This is a genomic window from Neobacillus sp. B24 (genome assembly GCF_055381825.1).
This window is the reverse complement of the sequence record NZ_AP035777.1, coordinates 4,795,758-4,812,696: the sequence shown is the minus strand read 5'-3', so window position 1 is coordinate 4,812,696 and position 16,939 is coordinate 4,795,758. Positions and strand designations below refer to the sequence as shown.

Annotated in this window: 15 protein-coding genes; 14 read left to right on the top strand and 1 reads right to left on the bottom strand. The window is 41.0% G+C overall.

Annotated elements, in window-relative coordinates; all coding sequences use genetic code 11:
- Positions 1-10: 10 nt before the first annotated feature.
- From rfbA to ACZ43M_RS23850, 6 genes are all read left to right on the top strand, one after another.
- Positions 11-886, top strand: coding sequence for a glucose-1-phosphate thymidylyltransferase RfbA (rfbA, locus tag ACZ43M_RS23875; protein WP_464505002.1), 876 nt, complete (start codon positions 11-13; stop codon positions 884-886).
- A 17-nt stretch (positions 887-903) separates the two neighbouring features.
- Positions 904-1,464 (top strand): dTDP-4-dehydrorhamnose 3,5-epimerase, encoded by a 561-nt coding sequence (gene rfbC, locus ACZ43M_RS23870; protein WP_464505001.1) that lies wholly within the window; start codon positions 904-906, stop codon positions 1,462-1,464.
- A gap of 11 nt (positions 1,465-1,475) precedes the next feature.
- The gene (gene rfbB, locus ACZ43M_RS23865; RefSeq protein WP_464505000.1) at positions 1,476-2,498 is read left to right on the top strand and encodes a dTDP-glucose 4,6-dehydratase; all 1,023 of its coding nucleotides are present in this window, start codon (positions 1,476-1,478) and stop codon (positions 2,496-2,498) included.
- The gene (rfbD, locus tag ACZ43M_RS23860; protein WP_464504999.1) at positions 2,498-3,343 is read left to right on the top strand and encodes a dTDP-4-dehydrorhamnose reductase; all 846 of its coding nucleotides are present in this window, start codon (positions 2,498-2,500) and stop codon (positions 3,341-3,343) included. Before rfbB ends, rfbD begins: the two co-directional genes overlap by 1 nt.
- A gap of 355 nt (positions 3,344-3,698) precedes the next feature.
- The gene (locus ACZ43M_RS23855) at positions 3,699-4,796 is read left to right on the top strand and encodes a glycosyltransferase family 4 protein (RefSeq protein WP_464504998.1); all 1,098 of its coding nucleotides are present in this window, start codon (positions 3,699-3,701) and stop codon (positions 4,794-4,796) included.
- 143 nt (positions 4,797-4,939) lie between these two features.
- Positions 4,940-6,001 (top strand): glycosyltransferase family 4 protein, encoded by a 1,062-nt coding sequence (locus ACZ43M_RS23850; protein WP_464504997.1) that lies wholly within the window; start codon positions 4,940-4,942, stop codon positions 5,999-6,001.
- Between the two features lie 109 nt (positions 6,002-6,110).
- Here ACZ43M_RS23850 and ACZ43M_RS23845 read toward each other — a convergent pair whose 3' ends face one another.
- Positions 6,111-6,752, bottom strand: coding sequence for a YigZ family protein (locus ACZ43M_RS23845; protein WP_464504996.1), 642 nt, complete (start codon positions 6,750-6,752; stop codon positions 6,111-6,113).
- 271 nt (positions 6,753-7,023) lie between these two features.
- On the opposite strand from ACZ43M_RS23845, the gene ACZ43M_RS23840 reads away from it, so the two are divergent.
- From ACZ43M_RS23840 to ACZ43M_RS23805, 8 genes are all read left to right on the top strand, one after another.
- Positions 7,024-8,166: a sensor histidine kinase gene (locus tag ACZ43M_RS23840; protein WP_464504995.1), complete on the top strand. Its 1,143-nt coding sequence runs from the start codon at positions 7,024-7,026 to the stop codon at positions 8,164-8,166.
- A 205-nt stretch (positions 8,167-8,371) separates the two neighbouring features.
- Positions 8,372-9,055, top strand: a complete 684-nt coding sequence (locus tag ACZ43M_RS23835; RefSeq protein WP_464504994.1) for a response regulator — start codon at positions 8,372-8,374, stop codon at positions 9,053-9,055.
- Between the two features lie 198 nt (positions 9,056-9,253).
- Positions 9,254-10,093, top strand: coding sequence for a DegV family protein (locus tag ACZ43M_RS23830; RefSeq protein ID WP_464504993.1), 840 nt, complete (start codon positions 9,254-9,256; stop codon positions 10,091-10,093).
- Positions 10,094-10,284: 191 nt separating this feature from the next.
- The gene (locus ACZ43M_RS23825) at positions 10,285-12,360 is read left to right on the top strand and encodes an LTA synthase family protein (RefSeq protein WP_464504992.1); all 2,076 of its coding nucleotides are present in this window, start codon (positions 10,285-10,287) and stop codon (positions 12,358-12,360) included.
- A gap of 202 nt (positions 12,361-12,562) precedes the next feature.
- On the top strand, positions 12,563-14,002 hold the full coding sequence (locus tag ACZ43M_RS23820; RefSeq protein ID WP_464504991.1) for an ATP-dependent helicase ComFA: 1,440 nt from the start codon (positions 12,563-12,565) through the stop codon (positions 14,000-14,002).
- Between the two features lie 16 nt (positions 14,003-14,018).
- The gene (locus tag ACZ43M_RS23815) at positions 14,019-14,744 is read left to right on the top strand and encodes a phosphoribosyltransferase family protein (protein WP_464504990.1); all 726 of its coding nucleotides are present in this window, start codon (positions 14,019-14,021) and stop codon (positions 14,742-14,744) included.
- Between the two features lie 364 nt (positions 14,745-15,108).
- On the top strand, positions 15,109-15,648 hold the full coding sequence (gene hpf, locus ACZ43M_RS23810; RefSeq protein WP_464504989.1) for a ribosome hibernation-promoting factor, HPF/YfiA family: 540 nt from the start codon (positions 15,109-15,111) through the stop codon (positions 15,646-15,648).
- 340 nt (positions 15,649-15,988) lie between these two features.
- A complete protein-coding gene (locus ACZ43M_RS23805) occupies positions 15,989-16,837 on the top strand; it encodes a DUF1028 domain-containing protein (protein WP_464504988.1) in 849 nt (282 codons plus the stop codon).
- The last annotated feature ends 102 nt before the right edge of the window (positions 16,838-16,939 follow it).

The following is a 16,939-nucleotide window of genomic DNA, read 5'->3' as shown; positions in this document are numbered from 1 at the left end:
TTACTTCAAAATGAAAGGAATTATTTTAGCAGGTGGGAGTGGCACTAGGCTATATCCATTAACAAAAGTTGTTTCAAAACAACTGCTTCCGGTTTATGATAAGCCGATGATTTATTACCCTCTATCGGTTCTGATGCTGGCTGGGATCAAAGATATTTTGATTATCTCTACTCCGGAAGATACATCCCGGTTTGAACAAATTCTTGGTGATGGCTCCGACCTTGGAATGAACTTTACATACAAAATTCAACCTCACCCAGGCGGGTTGGCGCAGGCATTCATCCTTGGAGATGAATTTATCGGAGATGACAATGTTGCCCTAGTTTTGGGTGACAATATTTTTTACGGTCATGGCTTAACGGATTTATTAAGACGTGCAGCAGCACGCGAAACTGGGGCAACAGTGTTTGGCTATTATGTCAATGATCCAGAACGCTTTGGAGTGGTGGAGTTTGATGAGGATGGAAAAGCCGTTTCCATTGAAGAGAAACCGGAAGTGCCAAAATCGAACTATGCTGTAACAGGTTTATATTTTTATGATAACCGTGTCGTTAATATAGCAAAAAGCATTCAGCCATCACCTCGAGGGGAACTGGAAATAACTGATATCAATAAGGCCTACCTTGAAATGGGTGAATTGAATGTGGAACTACTCGGCCGTGGTTATGCATGGCTAGATACCGGCACACATGCATCCTTGTTGGAGGCTTCACAATTTATTGAAACGGTCGAGAAGCGCCAATCATTGAAAATTGCCTGTCTTGAAGAGATAGCTTATAAAATGGGTTATATTACAAAAGAAAAGCTAATTGAGCTGGCAGAGCCATTGAAGAAAAATCAATATGGGCAATATTTAATTAAAATTGCCAATCAAGCAAGTAATTAATAAGCGAGGTAACGTTAATGAATGTCATTGATACGAAGTTACCCGGTGTAAAAATCCTGGAACCAAAAGTTTTCGGTGACCACCGCGGCTACTTTATGGAAAGCTATAATAAAGAAATGTTTGAAACTTTAGGATTGGATTATGATTTTGTACAGGACAACCAGTCTTTATCGGCTCCAACCGGCACCTTAAGAGGTTTGCATTTTCAGTTGAATCCAAAGGCGCAAACAAAGGTTGTCCGCTGCATTACTGGTGCGATTTACGATGTTGCCGTCGACATCCGAGAAGGTTCTCCAACCTACGGTCAATGGATCGGTGTGATTCTTAGTTCTGAAAATAAGCGTCAATTGCTCGTGCCGAAGGGTTTTGCCCACGGCTTTTGCACACTGGTGCCTGACACCACTGTGGCGTACAAGGTTGATGAATATTATTCACCCGAGCACGATGGCGGCATTCTTTGGAATGATCCGGATTTGGGTATTGATTGGCCGACCATTAACCCAATCCTTTCGGAAAAGGATACAAAGCATCCAAGATTAAAAGATGCGACTCATCTTAATTTTGTTTTTGAAAAATAGGAGGCAAATATATGAAGTTATTAGTAACTGGCGGCGCTGGCTTTATTGGCAGCAACTTTGTCCGCTATATGGTCAATAAATATCCTGATTACACAATTGTTAATTTAGATTTATTAACTTATGCCGGTAACCTGGAAAACTTAAAGGACATTGAAAATAAACCAAACTATAAGTTTGTCCGTGGCGATATCGCTGACCGTGAGTTTATTCAAGGCCTGTTCCAGGAGGAAAAGTTTGATTATGTGATAAACTTCGCGGCGGAATCACATGTAGATCGCAGTATTACCGACCCTGGGATCTTTGTCCAAACGAATATTCAAGGAACTCTGGCGTTACTTGATGCAGCCAAGAGCTTCAAAGTGAAAAAGTATTTACAAGTATCAACAGACGAAGTATATGGCACATTAGGCGAAACTGGCTACTTTACTGAAGAGACGCCGTTAGCGGCAAATAGCCCATACAGTGCAAGTAAAGCAGGAGCAGACCTGCTTGTTCGTGCTTACAATGAAACTTTTGGCTTGCCGACAAATATTACTCGCTGTTCCAATAATTATGGTCCATTCCATTTCCCAGAGAAGCTCATTCCGTTAATGATTATTAATGCATTAAATGACAAAGAGCTTCCGGTATATGGTGATGGGTTCAATGTCCGTGACTGGCTGCATGTGGAGGACCACTGCCAGGCGATTGACCTTGTATTGCATAAGGGCCGTGTTGGTGAGGTTTACAATGTTGGTGGAAATAACGAACGCACAAATATCGATATTGTGAAAACTATTCTTAAGCAACTTGGCAAACCTGAATCGTTGATTAAATTTGTTCAGGACCGTCCGGGGCATGACCGCCGCTATGCGATTGATGCAACAAAGTTGCGCACTGAGCTTGGCTGGTCTCCTAAGTACAACTTTGATACAGGGATTGAGCAAACGATTAATTGGTATTTAAACAATAAAGAATGGTGGGAAAACATCATTTCCGGAGAATATCAAGACTATTTTAAATCCCAATATGGTGAAAGACTAGGGGTAGAGTAATGAAGGTTGTTGTAACTGGGGCAGCGGGCCAATTAGGGCAAGATGTGCTATTGGAATTAAAGCGAAAAAACCATCAAGCCATTGGTACCAACCGTGAACAATTAGATATAACCAATGAAGATGATGTACTAGAGTTTATCTCAGATGTGAAACCGGATGTCATTCTTCATTGTGCTGCCTACACTAATGTGGATGCAGCAGAAGAGGATGAAGAAACGGCCTATCAGGTAAATGGAATTGGTACAAAGAATTTGGCCCAGGCTGCAAAGCAGACAGGTGCTAAAATGCTGTATATCAGCACGGATTATGTTTTTAACGGAACAGCCTCCGAACCATATGAAGTGGATCAGCTAACACAACCGTTAGGGGCGTATGGAAGAACGAAATTAGCCGGTGAAGAATTTGTCCAGGATATTTTGGAGAAATTCTTTATTGTTCGGACTGCATGGGTTTTTGGTGCTTATGGCCATAATTTTGTTACAACGATGCTTCGCCTCGGCAAAGAACGCGGGGAAGTTGGAGTAGTACACGATCAGGTTGGTTCGCCAACCTATACAGTTGATTTGGCAAAGTTCATGGTAGAACTCATGGAAACCGATAAATTCGGTATTTACCATGCAACAAACAGCGGTGTTTGTTCATGGTATGAATTTGCCGTTGAAATATTCACCCAAGCTGGTCTTAATGTAAAGGTGAACCCATTAACCACAGACCAATTCCCGAGGCCAGCCGCAAGACCGAAATATTCGGTGTTAAGCAAGAAGAAAATTGAAGAGCAAGGGTTAACACCTCTTCGTAATTGGAAAACTGCTTTATCAGCTTACTTAAATGAAATTAAAGGATAAAATTAAAGAAGCAATGGGATACATTAAAAGGTACACAACTTTAATGTATCCCATTTTTATCTAAGTTTGGTTTTTAAGCCGATTTTTCTTTTCAGTAATTTTATTGGATTTGAATGTAACCTTCCTCACAATATATCGTCTAAGTAATGGGTATGCAAAAAGTTTAATCTTTACTACATAAATATTTCGCTTATCTTACAATCTTTTAACATACCAAAATTAATAGTTTCATTGACGATAAGACTGTGCTATAATCCATTAGGGGTATTTTATCGAAATTTGACATCATTTTATTTAATAAAAGTTATTTATGTGATTATAAAAACAGGTATTGTTAATGCTCGGAGGGTCTATCATGTTATATTTAACTTTGTTTTTATGCTTTTGCGCTTCGATCTTCCTCACACCGTTAATTAAGAAATTAGCCTTTAAAATTGGCGCTACTGACAAGCCGAATCAAAGGAAAGTACACCAAAAAATTATGCCTCGTTTAGGCGGTTTGGCTATTTATATAAGTTTTATATTGGGGATATTTATTATCCAACCAATTGGAGACTTCAAATTACTTCTTTTAAACCCAATTGGAAATGTACACTGGGCCCTAATACTTGGGAGTTTTATTATTATCATTACTGGCGCAATTGATGATGTGAAGGAATTATCGCCAAAAGTTAAAGCTTTGGGACAAATTATAGCTTCTTTAGTCATTATCATTGTTGGTGATATTAAGGTAGAATTCATTAACTTGCCTTTTGGCGGGGGACAGCTCGATTTTGGAATCTTTAGCATTCCGTTTACAATGCTATGGATTGTTGGAATTACCAATGCAATAAATTTAATTGATGGGTTAGATGGTTTGGCAGGCGGGGTTTCTTCCATTGCATTATTCTCTATTGCGGGAATAGCTTATATAACAGGAAATCCATATGTTACTGTAATAGCATTAATTGCAGCATTTTCAACCCTTGGGTTCCTTATATATAATTTCTACCCAGCCAAGATTTTCATGGGGGATACTGGTGCACTGTTTTTAGGATTCTTAATAAGTGTTCTTTCTTTGTTAGGATTAAAAAGTGTTACGGTTATGTCACTGGTAATACCAGTAATAATCCTTGGAGTTCCCATTTCGGATACCTTCTTTGCAATCATCCGCAGACTTGTGAATAAACGCCCATTATCTGCGCCTGATAAATCACATTTGCATCATTGTTTGTTGAGATCTGGCTATACACATCGCCAGACAGTTTTAATGATTTATGCGATGAGTGCTATTTTTGGACTGGCTGGCTTTATTTTTTCACAAGCAACCATACGTGGATCAGTAATCATTCTTATTACAATATTAATTATTATTGAGATATTCGTTGAGAAAATTGGTCTCGTGAGAGAAGATTACAAACCATTGTTAAAATTGATTCAAGGATTTAGACCGGCAAGTATGCGAAATAAGTAAGTATTTTAAGCGGGCAATATTCTGAGTGCCCGCTATTTATTTATTTTTTTGAGGAATTTTTTATTCCTTCCGTATTTTTACAACATATATAGTGTTATCGAATCCTCCTTCTTGGGCAAACTTTTATTAAGGAGGATTTTTTTATGTTTCTCACCTTGATAGTATGCTTTGTCGTTTCCATTTTAATTACGCCGCTAATAAAAAAATTAGCTCTCCTAATAGGAGCTACGGATAGACCTAATCAACGGAAGGTACATCATTCTGTTATGCCCAGGCTAGGCGGGTTAGCAATATTTATTAGTTTTATAATCGGAATTGTGCTATTGCGTCCGGATAACCACTCCGCACTCCCTATATTAATTGGCTGCTTTGTTATAATTGTAACTGGTCTTTTGGATGATATGTTTGAATTATCGGCAAGAAATAAGCTTATTGGTCAACTCGCAGCGGCATGTGTTGTAGTTTTTTGGGGCAATATGCAAATTATCTTTATTAATTTGCCATTCGGGGCTCAACTCCAATTTGGTATATTGAGCATTCCATTTACAATTCTTTGGATTGTTGGCATAACAAATGCCATTAACCTAATTGACGGTTTAGATGGCTTGGCTGCAGGTGTTTCATCAATAGCACTTATAACAATATCAGGTATTGCCTTTATTCAAGGGTTTTTATATGTAGCCATTGTCGGTTTAATTGTCCTTTCAAGTACACTCGGTTTTCTGATTTATAATTTCCACCCGGCTAAAATCTTTATGGGAGATACCGGTGCATTATTTTTAGGGTTTATCATCTCAGTCTTATCGCTTCTTGGATTTAAAAATGTCACCTTCATTTCATTTATTATCCCTGTTATTATTTTGGCGGTACCAATTTCGGATACATTCTTTGCTATACTGCGAAGAATTATCCATAAAAAGCCACTGGGGGCACCGGATAAACAGCACTTGCACCACTGTATGCTGCGAATGGGCTATTCCCACCGGCAAACAGTTCTGCTGATTTATGCGATGTCCGCCTTTTTTGGCTTGGTGGCAGTGATTTTTTCCCAGGCGCGGGTTGGTGGAGCGCTCGTCCTAATCGCGCTTGTGATTTTGATTATTGAAATCATCGCCGAAAAAATTGGCCTTGTCGGCAGGAATTATCGCCCGTTGTTGAAAATAGTACAAACCTTCCGGACAAGCCTCGCAAAGGACAGGCCATAAAGAAGGGACTCATTTATTATATAAAATGAGTCTTTTTTCATGTTGTCATATTTTTTTCCCAATTGTGTTCTTTATTCAGTCCAATTATAATTTTCATAAAGAATACAACTTATGTTCTCACAAAGTCTTCCTCAAGATAAACTGTATCACCTTGTTCTAAAACCGCTTGCCCGTTGGTCAATTCAATCATCCAGTCAGTGAATTCTTGGGTGCGGTTTTCATCAACGTAGGTTTCAATCTCAACGACATCCAAGTAATGAATTTCTTTTATTTTATATTCGGAGGCGCGCAGTTCTTTTTCAATTTTCCCAAGCCAGGTATAATCAATTTTGGTATGCATAATTTGTACTAATCGTCTTACGACAATCCCAACTGCATCAAGACCTTCTGATGTCGACTTGCCGTAAGCGCGGATCAGGCCGCCTGCGCCGAGCTTAATCCCGCCAAAATAGCGGGTAACCACAACGACAGTGTCCTTCAGGTTCCGCTTTTTTAGCACCTCTAAGATAGGGACTCCGGCAGTTCCGCTTGGTTCGCCGTCATCGTTTGCTTTTTGAATTTGGTCATGCTCGCCAATCAGGTAGGCGGAGCAATTGTGGGTCGCGTTCCAGTGTTGTTTCTTGATTGCCCCAATGAATTCTTGGGCTGCTTGTTCTGTTTCCGCCCTCATCACATGGGCAATAAATCGTGATTTTTGAATAACAATTTCATGTTCACCGCTTTGTTTTACTGTTAAGTACCGGGGCAGCATGTTAAACTCCTTTCTATGTTAAAAAAATAAAATAAAATAATGTAATATACCTATAATATAGGTGTAAAGTTCGAATGATATAATGAATACAGCTCGATAGTACTTTTTCATAGGCTTAAGGAAGTAGTTTAGTATAATAATTATACTACTTTTTTACGAAAATGAGGCAAAAGTCAGCATATACGAGCCATAACCTTAGCTAATTTTTTCAAAAAATGGTAAAGTATGCTAAAGGCCTAAAGGGAAAATGAGTTGCCCGGAGGAGTCTGCAATGAAAATGATGCAAATGAATATTAAATCCATTGATGAAATCCGTGAGGAAATGCTTGATACGGTCACGTGCAGTAAAAGTGACATCTTCCGAATCAGCGAAAAATGCCGGCAAGACTACGACAACATCAAGAACGAGCTTGACTCGATTAAGCAGGTAATGGTTAAGCTTAACGAAGAAGGCGCCCAGCTTGAGGCTCTTGTCAAAGCTGCACGGCACAAGTTGTCAGAAGTAAGTATGAATTTTAAAAAATATTCCGAGGAAGAAGTCCGCGAAGCGTACGAAAAGGCGCATCAGCTGCAAATGGATTTCTCCATTAATTTGCAGTACAAAAAGCAGCTGCTGGAAAAACGGGAGGAGCTGGAGCGCAGGCTGATGGGCCTTAACGAAACGATTGAACAGGCCGAGCAGCTGATTTCACAGATTAGCGTGGTCATGAATTACCTCCAGAGTGACCTGAAGAAGTTTGGCGAAGCGTTTGAAACTGCAAAAGCCAAGCAGGATCTCGGCTTGAAGGTAATTGAGGCCCAGGAGGAAGAGCGAAAGCGCCTGTCACGGGATATTCACGATGGCCCGGCGCAAATGCTGGCAAATGTTATTGTCCGCTCTGATTTGGTGGAACGTGTATATCGCGAGCGGGGCGGAGATGAGGCACTTCTCGAAATCCAAAGCTTTAAAAAGATGGTGCGTTCGGCCCTTTACGAGGTACGCAGAATTATTTATGACTTGCGGCCGATGGCACTGGATGATTTGGGGCTTGTTCCGACTCTCAGAAAATATTTGCGTACTATCGAAGATTATCATAACAACGCCAGTATTACATTTGAAAATGTTGGCCAGGAGTGCCGGCTTCCAGCTAAATATGAAGTGGCCTTATTCCGCCTGATTCAGGAATCCGTACAAAACTCGTTGAAGCACTCTAATGCCTGCGAGATTAAAGTCCGGCTCGACATCACCGACACAGCGATCAACGTGCTCATCAAGGACAATGGAGTTGGCTTTGACACAGGTAAAAAGAAAGAAGGCTCCTTCGGCATGATCGGCATGCGTGAACGTGTTGAACTGCTCGAAGGCCAAATTAGTTTTGACTCCAAAATTGGCAAAGGCACATCTGTCCATATTAAGGTACCACTGACGGGCTAACGGGGGATGGTGTCAGGCACCGATTGCACGGTTTACACAGTGTAAAGTCAGTAAATGGTGTCAGGCACCAATGGAACTAAGGCACTAATGGAACTATTACTATAGTAGTAACTATGCAAAGGATGTCAGGACCCGTATTTTAGAAATTATTGATCCGTAACACATACTCCAATGGGAAATTTGAACAGATTAGGGGGAGTTACACATGACGACCAAAATTATTATTGTTGATGACCACCAGCTTTTTAGAGAAGGTGTTAAGAGAATACTAGAATTTGAAAAATCGTTCCAAGTTGTCGCAGAAGGCGACGATGGCAGCGATGCATTACGCCTTGTTGAGGAATACCGTCCTGATGTTGTCATCATGGACATCAATATGCCGCAAATGAACGGTGTCGAAGCGACCCGCGAATTAGTTGATAAGTACCCAGATACAAAGGTTATCATTCTATCAATTCATGACGATGAAAATTATGTCACTCACGCGCTGCAAACCGGCGCATGCGGTTATCTGTTAAAGGAAATGGACGCAGATGCCTTAATTGAGGCAGTACGTGTCGTGGCGGATGGCGGTTCTTACCTGCATCCGAAGGTAACGCACAATCTTGTCAACGAGTATCGCAAGCTGGCAGCGGGGGTTTCACGTGGCGGTTCCTATGTGCAAACGGTTGAAATCCGTCGTCCATTGCATTTGTTAACGCGTCGTGAATGTGAAGTACTGCAAATGCTGGCTGATGGAAAAAGCAACCGCGGTATCGGTGAATCTTTATACATCAGTGAAAAAACTGTCAAAAACCACGTTTCAAACATTTTACAGAAAATGAACGTCAACGACCGTACCCAAGCCGTGGTAGTCGCGATCAAAAATGGCTGGGTGGAAGTTCGCTAAATAATGGTTGAGAGGGCACGCAAAGCATTGCGTGTTCTTTTTATTTTCCGAATTCCTTCGAAAAGAATGCATTTTATTTCCTTTTCATATAAAATATTGTACAGACATATTTTTGTAAATGAAAACTCGCACTGTCGGAGTCTGTTGGGACAGTTGAATTTCTTATTCGCGAAAAAGTTAAGGATGGTAATTAGATATATGAAGACGGCAATTGTCACGGATAGTACTGCATACATACCGAAGGAAATTCGGGAAAAATGGAACATTCATATGGTCCCGTTAAATGTTATTTTTGGCGACGAAGCCTACCAGGAAGAAGTCGACATCACTTGGGAACAATTTTACGAAGAAGTGAAGACAAAGGAGCTGCCAACGACATCACAGCCGGCGATTGGCCAATTTGTCGAGCTGTTTGAAAAACTGGCTAAGGATTACGATGCCGTCATCTGCGTACACCTATCAAGTGGAATCAGCGGCACTTTTCAAGGGGCTGTCACGGCTAGTACGATGGTTGAGGGTATCAAGGTATACCCGTTTGACTCGGAAATCAGCTGCATGGTTCAGGGCTTCTATGCGCTTGAGGCAGCTGAGTGGGCTTCACGCGGTTCGGACCCTGAGAGAATCATTGCCCGGTTAGAAGAATTGAAGGGTTCGGCCCGGGCATACTTCATGGTCGACGATTTGGCCCATCTGCAGCGCGGCGGACGGCTGTCAGGGGCTGCAGCTTTAATCGGCAGCTTGCTGCAGGTGAAACCGTTGCTGCATTTTGAAGAGAAGGTTATCGTTCCGTTTGAAAAAATTCGCACTCGGAAAAAAGCCATGAAACGCATCGAGGACCTGCTTGGCGAGGATGCTTTGGGGGGCGGTCGCTATCAAGCGGTCATTATTCATGCTAATCGTGAAGCAGAAGCGAAGGAATGGAAAGTTGAACTCGAAGCCCAGTACCCGAACGTCGAATTCTCAATTGGCTACTTCGGCGCCGTGATCGGCACCCACCTCGGTGAAGGTGCTATGGGCATGGGGTGGATGAAGAAATAAGATTTATAATTCAAGCGTACCATGCACCATTGTTGTGTTATCAGGAATGGTGTTTTTAGTTTGGATAAAAGTGGAGGATGGGAAAGTCATATAAGAAACATTTTTCGACAAATTTAGTGGTATAATTATTTATAATAATTCAATAATGAGTTTTTTTTGTAATTTGATTTATATAAACATGGGAGGACATCATGAGGAGGCAAAGGATCAATAATATATTTTTATCAATCACAATAAATAGTCTAATTTCTTTGCTTGTGGTATTATTCTACAAATATGTTTCTACCTCTTTTAATATTGATTTGACTATAATTTGGGTGGAACAAAACACTAAGAAGTTTGGGCTCTTGCTTATAGTTACTCTTATAATATTAATGTTGATTTCAAAACAACAATTGCTTGTAATAGAGAAACTAAGAAAATCCTATCGGTGGGCAGTTTCGGTTTTTAGTTTTGTATATATTCTCTTGATTTCAATGATGATGTCTTTGTTAACTGGCTATTTTTTGGTTTATTTTCAAATGCTAAAAGAATCTCCTAATACACTAACATGGATTTTGGAAAATAAAAGTGTGTTTTGGGTCGGGACGGTATTGTTGTTTTTTATCTATCTTTTTTTATTTTCACTACTTGGTAATATTTATATCAGTTCGATAATCACGGGGGTAATGATTTTTGTAATAGGTCTTATCCATTATAATAAATTAAACTTGAGATTAGAACCTTTATATCCTTCAGATTTTAGTCAGTTAAATCAGATTAGTCAAGTTATACCGATGTTAAAGGATTATATTTCTCCGGTAAAATTTTTACTGGCAGTTATTATTTTTGCTATTATTTTTTACTTAGCAAAATATATGCCAAGTGGTAAAATGCCCATCTTAGCAAGGGCTATTTTGTTGATAATATCAGCTATTATGGCATTTTCATTAATTTTTTATCAAAAAAGTTTTATGAACAAGTTCGTATTACAATCTAGTGTGGCACCTATTGTTTGGAACCAATTAGATAATTACAATAAGAATGGATTCATCTTTGGTTTTCTCTCAAATCTTCAGTTTGATGTTTTTGAGGAACCAGATGGTTATACAAAGGACAAAATTATATCAATTGCCAAAAAGTATCAAAGAGAACAAACGATTAATACCAATGACCTAAAACTCCCCAAAAAGCCAAATATAATATTTCTTATGAATGAGGCGTTTTGGGATCCAACCAAACTTACCACTGTACAATTTAGTGAAGATCCATTGAAAAATATGCGCAAGTTAATGGAGAACAATACTTGGGGATACAATTTATCCCCAGCCTTCGGGGGAGGTACTGCCAATGTGGAATTTGAAGCCTTGACAGGATTCTCCAATTATTTCTTAAAGGTCGGTTCGCTTCCTTACCAAGATATTATTGATAGAAAGTCATTTATCCCAACTATTGTTAGTGATCTGGAGAATAGTGGATATCGGACGGTCGCGATCCATCCATTTGATAAAATATTCTACAAGAGAAGTCTTGTTTATCAAACCTTTGGATTTGACCAATTTTTGCATATGGATAATATGAAGAATAGACAAAAATCCGGCCAGTTTATATCTGATGAATCCCTAACCAATGAAATAATTGACCAATTAAACAAGCAAAATAAACCTGCATTTATCCACGCTGTTTCAATGCAAAATCACTTTGATTATAACGCTGGAAGGTATGAAAAAAATACAATTAGTGTCAGTGGTCTTCCTCAAGATTTAAGTGAAAAGATGGAGGTATATACTGAAGGTGTTAAACAGGCTGACCAAGCCTTACAGTTACTGGTAGATAGTCTCGAACAATTGGATGAACCGACTATTGTTGTGTTCTGGGGTGACCATTTACCAATTCTGGGGGAAAATCTAGGGGTATATGAAGTTGCGAAATATGGGGATAAAAAGGATAAAAATGAATATGAAAGGAAATATTCTGAAACACCTCTGTTAATTTACTCTAATTATGATTTAGAAAAAAAAGAATTAAACGCTCTAAGCCCAGTATACTTTGGACCAACTGTCTATGAACTGGCAGGGTTGAAGAATCCCCCTTTCTATAATTTATTGGATATCCTAAAGGAACAGCTTCCAGGTTTAAAAGCAACTGTTCAAATAGACGGTAATCAAAATTATGTTACAAATCATCTAACAAAAGAACAAAAAAAACTATTAAAGGATTACGAATTAATCCAGTATGATTTGTTAGTGGGTAAACAGTACAGTAGGGATATACTCTACAATAAATAAAATTATAGTTGTGACAATAATTAAAGTAAATGCCAGGCAGTTGCCTGGCATTTTATATAAGAAAACGAATATTTGACAATTAGCAGGATTTTACTATTAAACAGCGAAATAATTCATAAAATATTATCTTTTAAAGGAGAGGTGTTTATATGTGTTTCTTCAAATAGATACTAATAAACTTACCACCCAAAGGTTTTGTACTATGGATTCACTCAGAATCTCGCAAATTCCAACAATTCCCCAGCTACCTTCCAATCCTGACTTCCTATACAACCGTGACCTGCAAAAGCTACTAACCGGCAAACAGCTCCTCCTAGATGACATTCCTTTTCCACTCGAAGAAATTCAAGCACATTATGATAATGGCTATATTACTTACCGCAAAGGGATTGAGTATGGAAACGGGAAAATGCCCATCTGCGCCCGGTGCGGGAACCACGACCCACAATGGTTCGCGGCATTCCTGTGTTCACGGTGCTGCGAGACCTGTCTTTATTGCCGGCACTGTCTGATGATGGGGCGAATTGGCGAGTGCACGCCGCTTATTGGTTGGAATGGCCCAGTGCCAGACACTATACCCCCGGCAAATATTATGGCGTGGCAGGGGACACTTTCACAGGGGCAGCAAGCAGCATCGGACAAGGTAGTGGAGGCTATCACAAACCAAAACGAATTGCTGGTCTGGGCTGTCTGCGGCGCTGGCAAAACAGAGGTGCTGTTCGCGGGGATTGAGGCCGCTCTTGCTGCGAAAAAAAGAATCTGTATCGCCACACCGAGAACCGACGTTGTTCTGGAACTCATACCAAGGCTGAAGGAGGCCTTTCCGCAGATTCCGATTGCGAGCCTTTATGGCGGCAGTGAGGACCGCCATCTTTTTGCGCCGCTGACAATTGCGACGACTCACCAGCTTCTCCGCTTCTACCATGCTTTTGACACTCTTATCTTGGACGAGGTTGACGCATTCCCCTATACGGTAGAGGAATCGCTTCAATATGCCGCCATCCATGCACGAAAACCTGAGTCAGCGATGGTTTATCTAACCGCAACCCCTAATGATAAATGGCAAAGGGAATGCCGTACGGGCAAACGTGCCTTCACCACGATTCCCGCCCGTTTCCATCGCCATCCGCTGCCAGTGCCCGAATTTGCTTGGTGCGGCAACTGGCAAAAACAGCTTGGAAAGAACCGTCTGCCAGCAAACGTCCTTCAATGGATTAAACAACGGCTACAGAATAACAAGCAAGTACTAGTCTTCTTCCCTCATATAGCGTTAATGGAAAAAGCCCTGCCAATCCTGCGTCAGCTGGATCCGAAAGTCGAAACGGTTCATGCCGAAGACCCTGAACGCAAGGAAAAAGTTCAGCGGATGCGGAATAACGAGGTGCCATTACTTTTGACAACGACGATCCTTGAGCGAGGTGTCACTTTTCCCAATATTGATGTGGCGGTCGTTGGTGCAGATGATCGAATTTTTTCCGAAAGTGCTTTGGTGCAAATTGCCGGAAGGGCGGGGCGCAGCAAAGATTATCCTGATGGGGTGGTGACCTTTTTTCATTATGGAAAAACAGATGTGATGCTAAAGGCCCGCCGGCAAATTATTTCGATGAATCGTGAAGGTGTCAAACGGGGCTTGATTGATTAGAGAGGAGTTGATTTCTTTGAACCTATTCCAGCAAAATAGATGTTTGATTTGCCATGAACCGATTATCCCAGATGTCGGCTGGCAAGCAATTTTTTCGGCTGAAAAGGTACAATTAGTTTGCGTTGAATGCAAAGGGAGACTAGAAAAAATTGATGGAGATACCTGCCAAGTCTGTAGCCGGCCGTTTCGGCTGCTTGACGAAAAATTCCGTGATGGCGACCTGTGTCACGACTGCTTCCGCTGGGAGGCGGATCCTGAATGGAAGGGGTTTCTGGAAAAAAATCAGTCAATTTTTCTCTATAATGACTTTTTAAAAGAGGTTATTGCCAAGTATAAGTTCCGAGGTGATTATGTATTGGCAAAGGTGTTTGCGGAGTACATGAGGACACAAATCCAAAAAATGAACGCAGATACGTACGTGCCGATCCCATTAAGTGACGAGCGGCTCTATGAGCGCGGCTTCAATCAGGCAGCTGCGTTACTAAGGGAAGCGGGCTATACACCTTCCGAAATCCTCACCAGAGTCCACTCAGAAAAACAATCCAAAAAGTCAAGAACCGAGCGAATTTACCTGCATCAAGTTTTCCAACTTGTCTCCGAAATCACCGAAGAAGACTTACGCGGAAAAACTATCCTCCTCATCGACGACATCTACACCACTGGCTCCACCCTCCGCCATGCTGCCAAACTAATCAAGCAAGCAGGAGCAGAGAGGATATTCTCATTGACACTAGCGAGATAAGACTATTGGTGTCAGGCACCAAACGTGGACAATTGTCCTCCCCACGTGGACATACGCCTATCATGGGGGTTTCTCCTATTACTAAGTAAGTGATGGTGCAATATGTATCAGGCACATTAACTTACAATATGGCCAAGTCGTTTTGCTGGCAAATTGTCCCATCTAATATTACAATAAAGATGAATAATCATTCATTTAATTCAAAAAGTCAGGAAAAAGTCAAACTCTGTTTCCAATGTTAACACTATTTACCTGATGTTTTTGTCAATAAATCGACAAAGTTTTTATACCGATTTAGCAGGATATTCATGGGGTAAAATAGAAATGTAAATACATAGCCTTAATTCAAAGGAGGAGTCCACAAATGAATTATAACGTTCGTGGTGAAAACATTGAGGTAACTCCAGCAATCAGAGAGTATGTGGAAAAGAAAATTTCCAAATTGGAGCGTTATTTTACAGAAGCACCTGATGCAAAAGTAAATGTGAATCTTAGATTCAATCCTGATAAAACTTCCAAGGTCGAGGTGACCATCCCGCTGCCAAATTTAGTACTGAGGGCAGAAGAAACCAATGGCGATATGTATGCGGGAATAGACCTGATTACCGATAAACTCGAACGCCAAATCCGTAAGCACAAAACCAAGGTGAACCGCAAGTTCCGCGAGAAAGGCGTCGAAACATTCCAATTTACCACCACTTCTGTAGACGTACAAGAAGATGAAGATCTAGAAGTAGTCCGCACCAAACGCTTCGACCTGAAGCCGATGGACAGCGAGGAAGCAATCCTGCAAATGAACATGCTGGGCCACAACTTCTACGTATTTACTAACGCAGTAACCAACCGTACAAACGTTGTTTACAAGCGTAAAGACGGCCGCTACGGCCTAATTGAAGCACAATAATCGAATCCAATTGAGGACGCTGCCCCCTAGGCAGCGTTTTTTTTGTGGGGGAAATAAGTTTGCGTAAACATTCGGGCTTCACGAAACACCCATCCAAATTAGCGAAATAACCCTAGTAACTGCGAAAACTATACCAAGATTAGCGAAATAACCCTATTAAATTGCGAAAACTATACCAAGATTAGCGAAATCTCCTTCCCACTTCTCAATAAAAACGAATTATTTCGGTATACTAAATTTTGAATCTTCATTATAATGAAAATAGATTTACCAGAACCATGATTCACGGCGAATATACATCCAAGAATGTACAACTCAATAATTAAAGGAGGACAAACCAATGACATTTTCTATCGTCGGCTATGATCCAATCGAAAAAGAATGGGGCATTGCCGTTCAATCTAAATTTCTGGGAGTAGGGGCTGTGGTACCTTGGGCAAAAGCAGGTGCCGGGGCAGTAGCGACGCAATCTTACGCCAACACGGCCTACGGTCCGAAGGGACTCGAATTAATGGCACAAGGCAAGTCTGCTGAGGAAACATTAGAACTGCTCTTAGCAGACGACCCCGACAAAGAAATGCGCCAGGTTGGTCTCATTGACGCTAACGGCAATTCGGCAACATTTACCGGTTCTGCTTGCTATAACTGGGCTGGCGGGATAACCGGTCCAAACTTTGCTGCACAAGGGAACATTCTTGTGGATGAAAAGACTGTCCAAGCCATGGCGGAAGTTTTTCAAAAAACGGAAGGTACGCTGGCCGAGAAACTGCTTGCTGCGTTAGACGCTGGCCAGGAAGCAGGTGGTGACAGCCGCGGACAGCAGTCAGCCGCTCTTTATGTTGTTAAAGATAAAGGCGGATACGGCAGCTACAATGATCGTTACATCGACCTTCGGGTAGACGATCATTCCGCCCCGATTAAAGAATTGATCCGAATCTACCAGCTCCAGCAGCTCTATTTTTCACCATCGAAGCCTGAAAAAGTGGCAGCACTTGAAGGAGAGGTCAAAACGGAGGTCACTTATCATTTAACAAGGCTTGGCTACCTTGCATCAGAAGAACTAAGCAATGAAAAAGTCTATGAAGCCCTAACAACCTTCATCCATACCGAAAACTTCGAAATGCGCGAGCAGAAGACAGGATTCATTGACCTCGAAGTTTTGGAATTTATGAAAAGTTACACAGTATAATCAGACCCTCCGTAAAAGGAGGGTTTTTTAGAATTATGACACGGCTCCTTTCATGGCCGTTTTTTATTTGAAAAATATAGGTCAAAGGTCATAAAATTATTT

Coding starts and splice junctions, on each gene's coding strand:
- rfbA (WP_464505002.1), top strand. CDS start 11: ATGAAAGGAATTATTTTAGCAGGTGGGAGTGGCACTAGGCTATATCCA.
- rfbC (WP_464505001.1), top strand. CDS start 904: ATGAATGTCATTGATACGAAGTTACCCGGTGTAAAAATCCTGGAACCA.
- rfbB (WP_464505000.1), top strand. CDS start 1,476: ATGAAGTTATTAGTAACTGGCGGCGCTGGCTTTATTGGCAGCAACTTT.
- rfbD (WP_464504999.1), top strand. CDS start 2,498: ATGAAGGTTGTTGTAACTGGGGCAGCGGGCCAATTAGGGCAAGATGTG.
- ACZ43M_RS23855 (WP_464504998.1), top strand. CDS start 3,699: ATGTTATATTTAACTTTGTTTTTATGCTTTTGCGCTTCGATCTTCCTC.
- ACZ43M_RS23850 (WP_464504997.1), top strand. CDS start 4,940: ATGTTTCTCACCTTGATAGTATGCTTTGTCGTTTCCATTTTAATTACG.
- ACZ43M_RS23845 (WP_464504996.1), bottom strand. CDS start 6,752: ATGCTGCCCCGGTACTTAACAGTAAAACAAAGCGGTGAACATGAAATT.
- ACZ43M_RS23840 (WP_464504995.1), top strand. CDS start 7,024: ATGAAAATGATGCAAATGAATATTAAATCCATTGATGAAATCCGTGAG.
- ACZ43M_RS23835 (WP_464504994.1), top strand. CDS start 8,372: ATGACGACCAAAATTATTATTGTTGATGACCACCAGCTTTTTAGAGAA.
- ACZ43M_RS23830 (WP_464504993.1), top strand. CDS start 9,254: ATGAAGACGGCAATTGTCACGGATAGTACTGCATACATACCGAAGGAA.
- ACZ43M_RS23825 (WP_464504992.1), top strand. CDS start 10,285: ATGAGGAGGCAAAGGATCAATAATATATTTTTATCAATCACAATAAAT.
- ACZ43M_RS23820 (WP_464504991.1), top strand. CDS start 12,563: ATGGATTCACTCAGAATCTCGCAAATTCCAACAATTCCCCAGCTACCT.
- hpf (WP_464504989.1), top strand. CDS start 15,109: ATGAATTATAACGTTCGTGGTGAAAACATTGAGGTAACTCCAGCAATC.
- ACZ43M_RS23805 (WP_464504988.1), top strand. CDS start 15,989: ATGACATTTTCTATCGTCGGCTATGATCCAATCGAAAAAGAATGGGGC.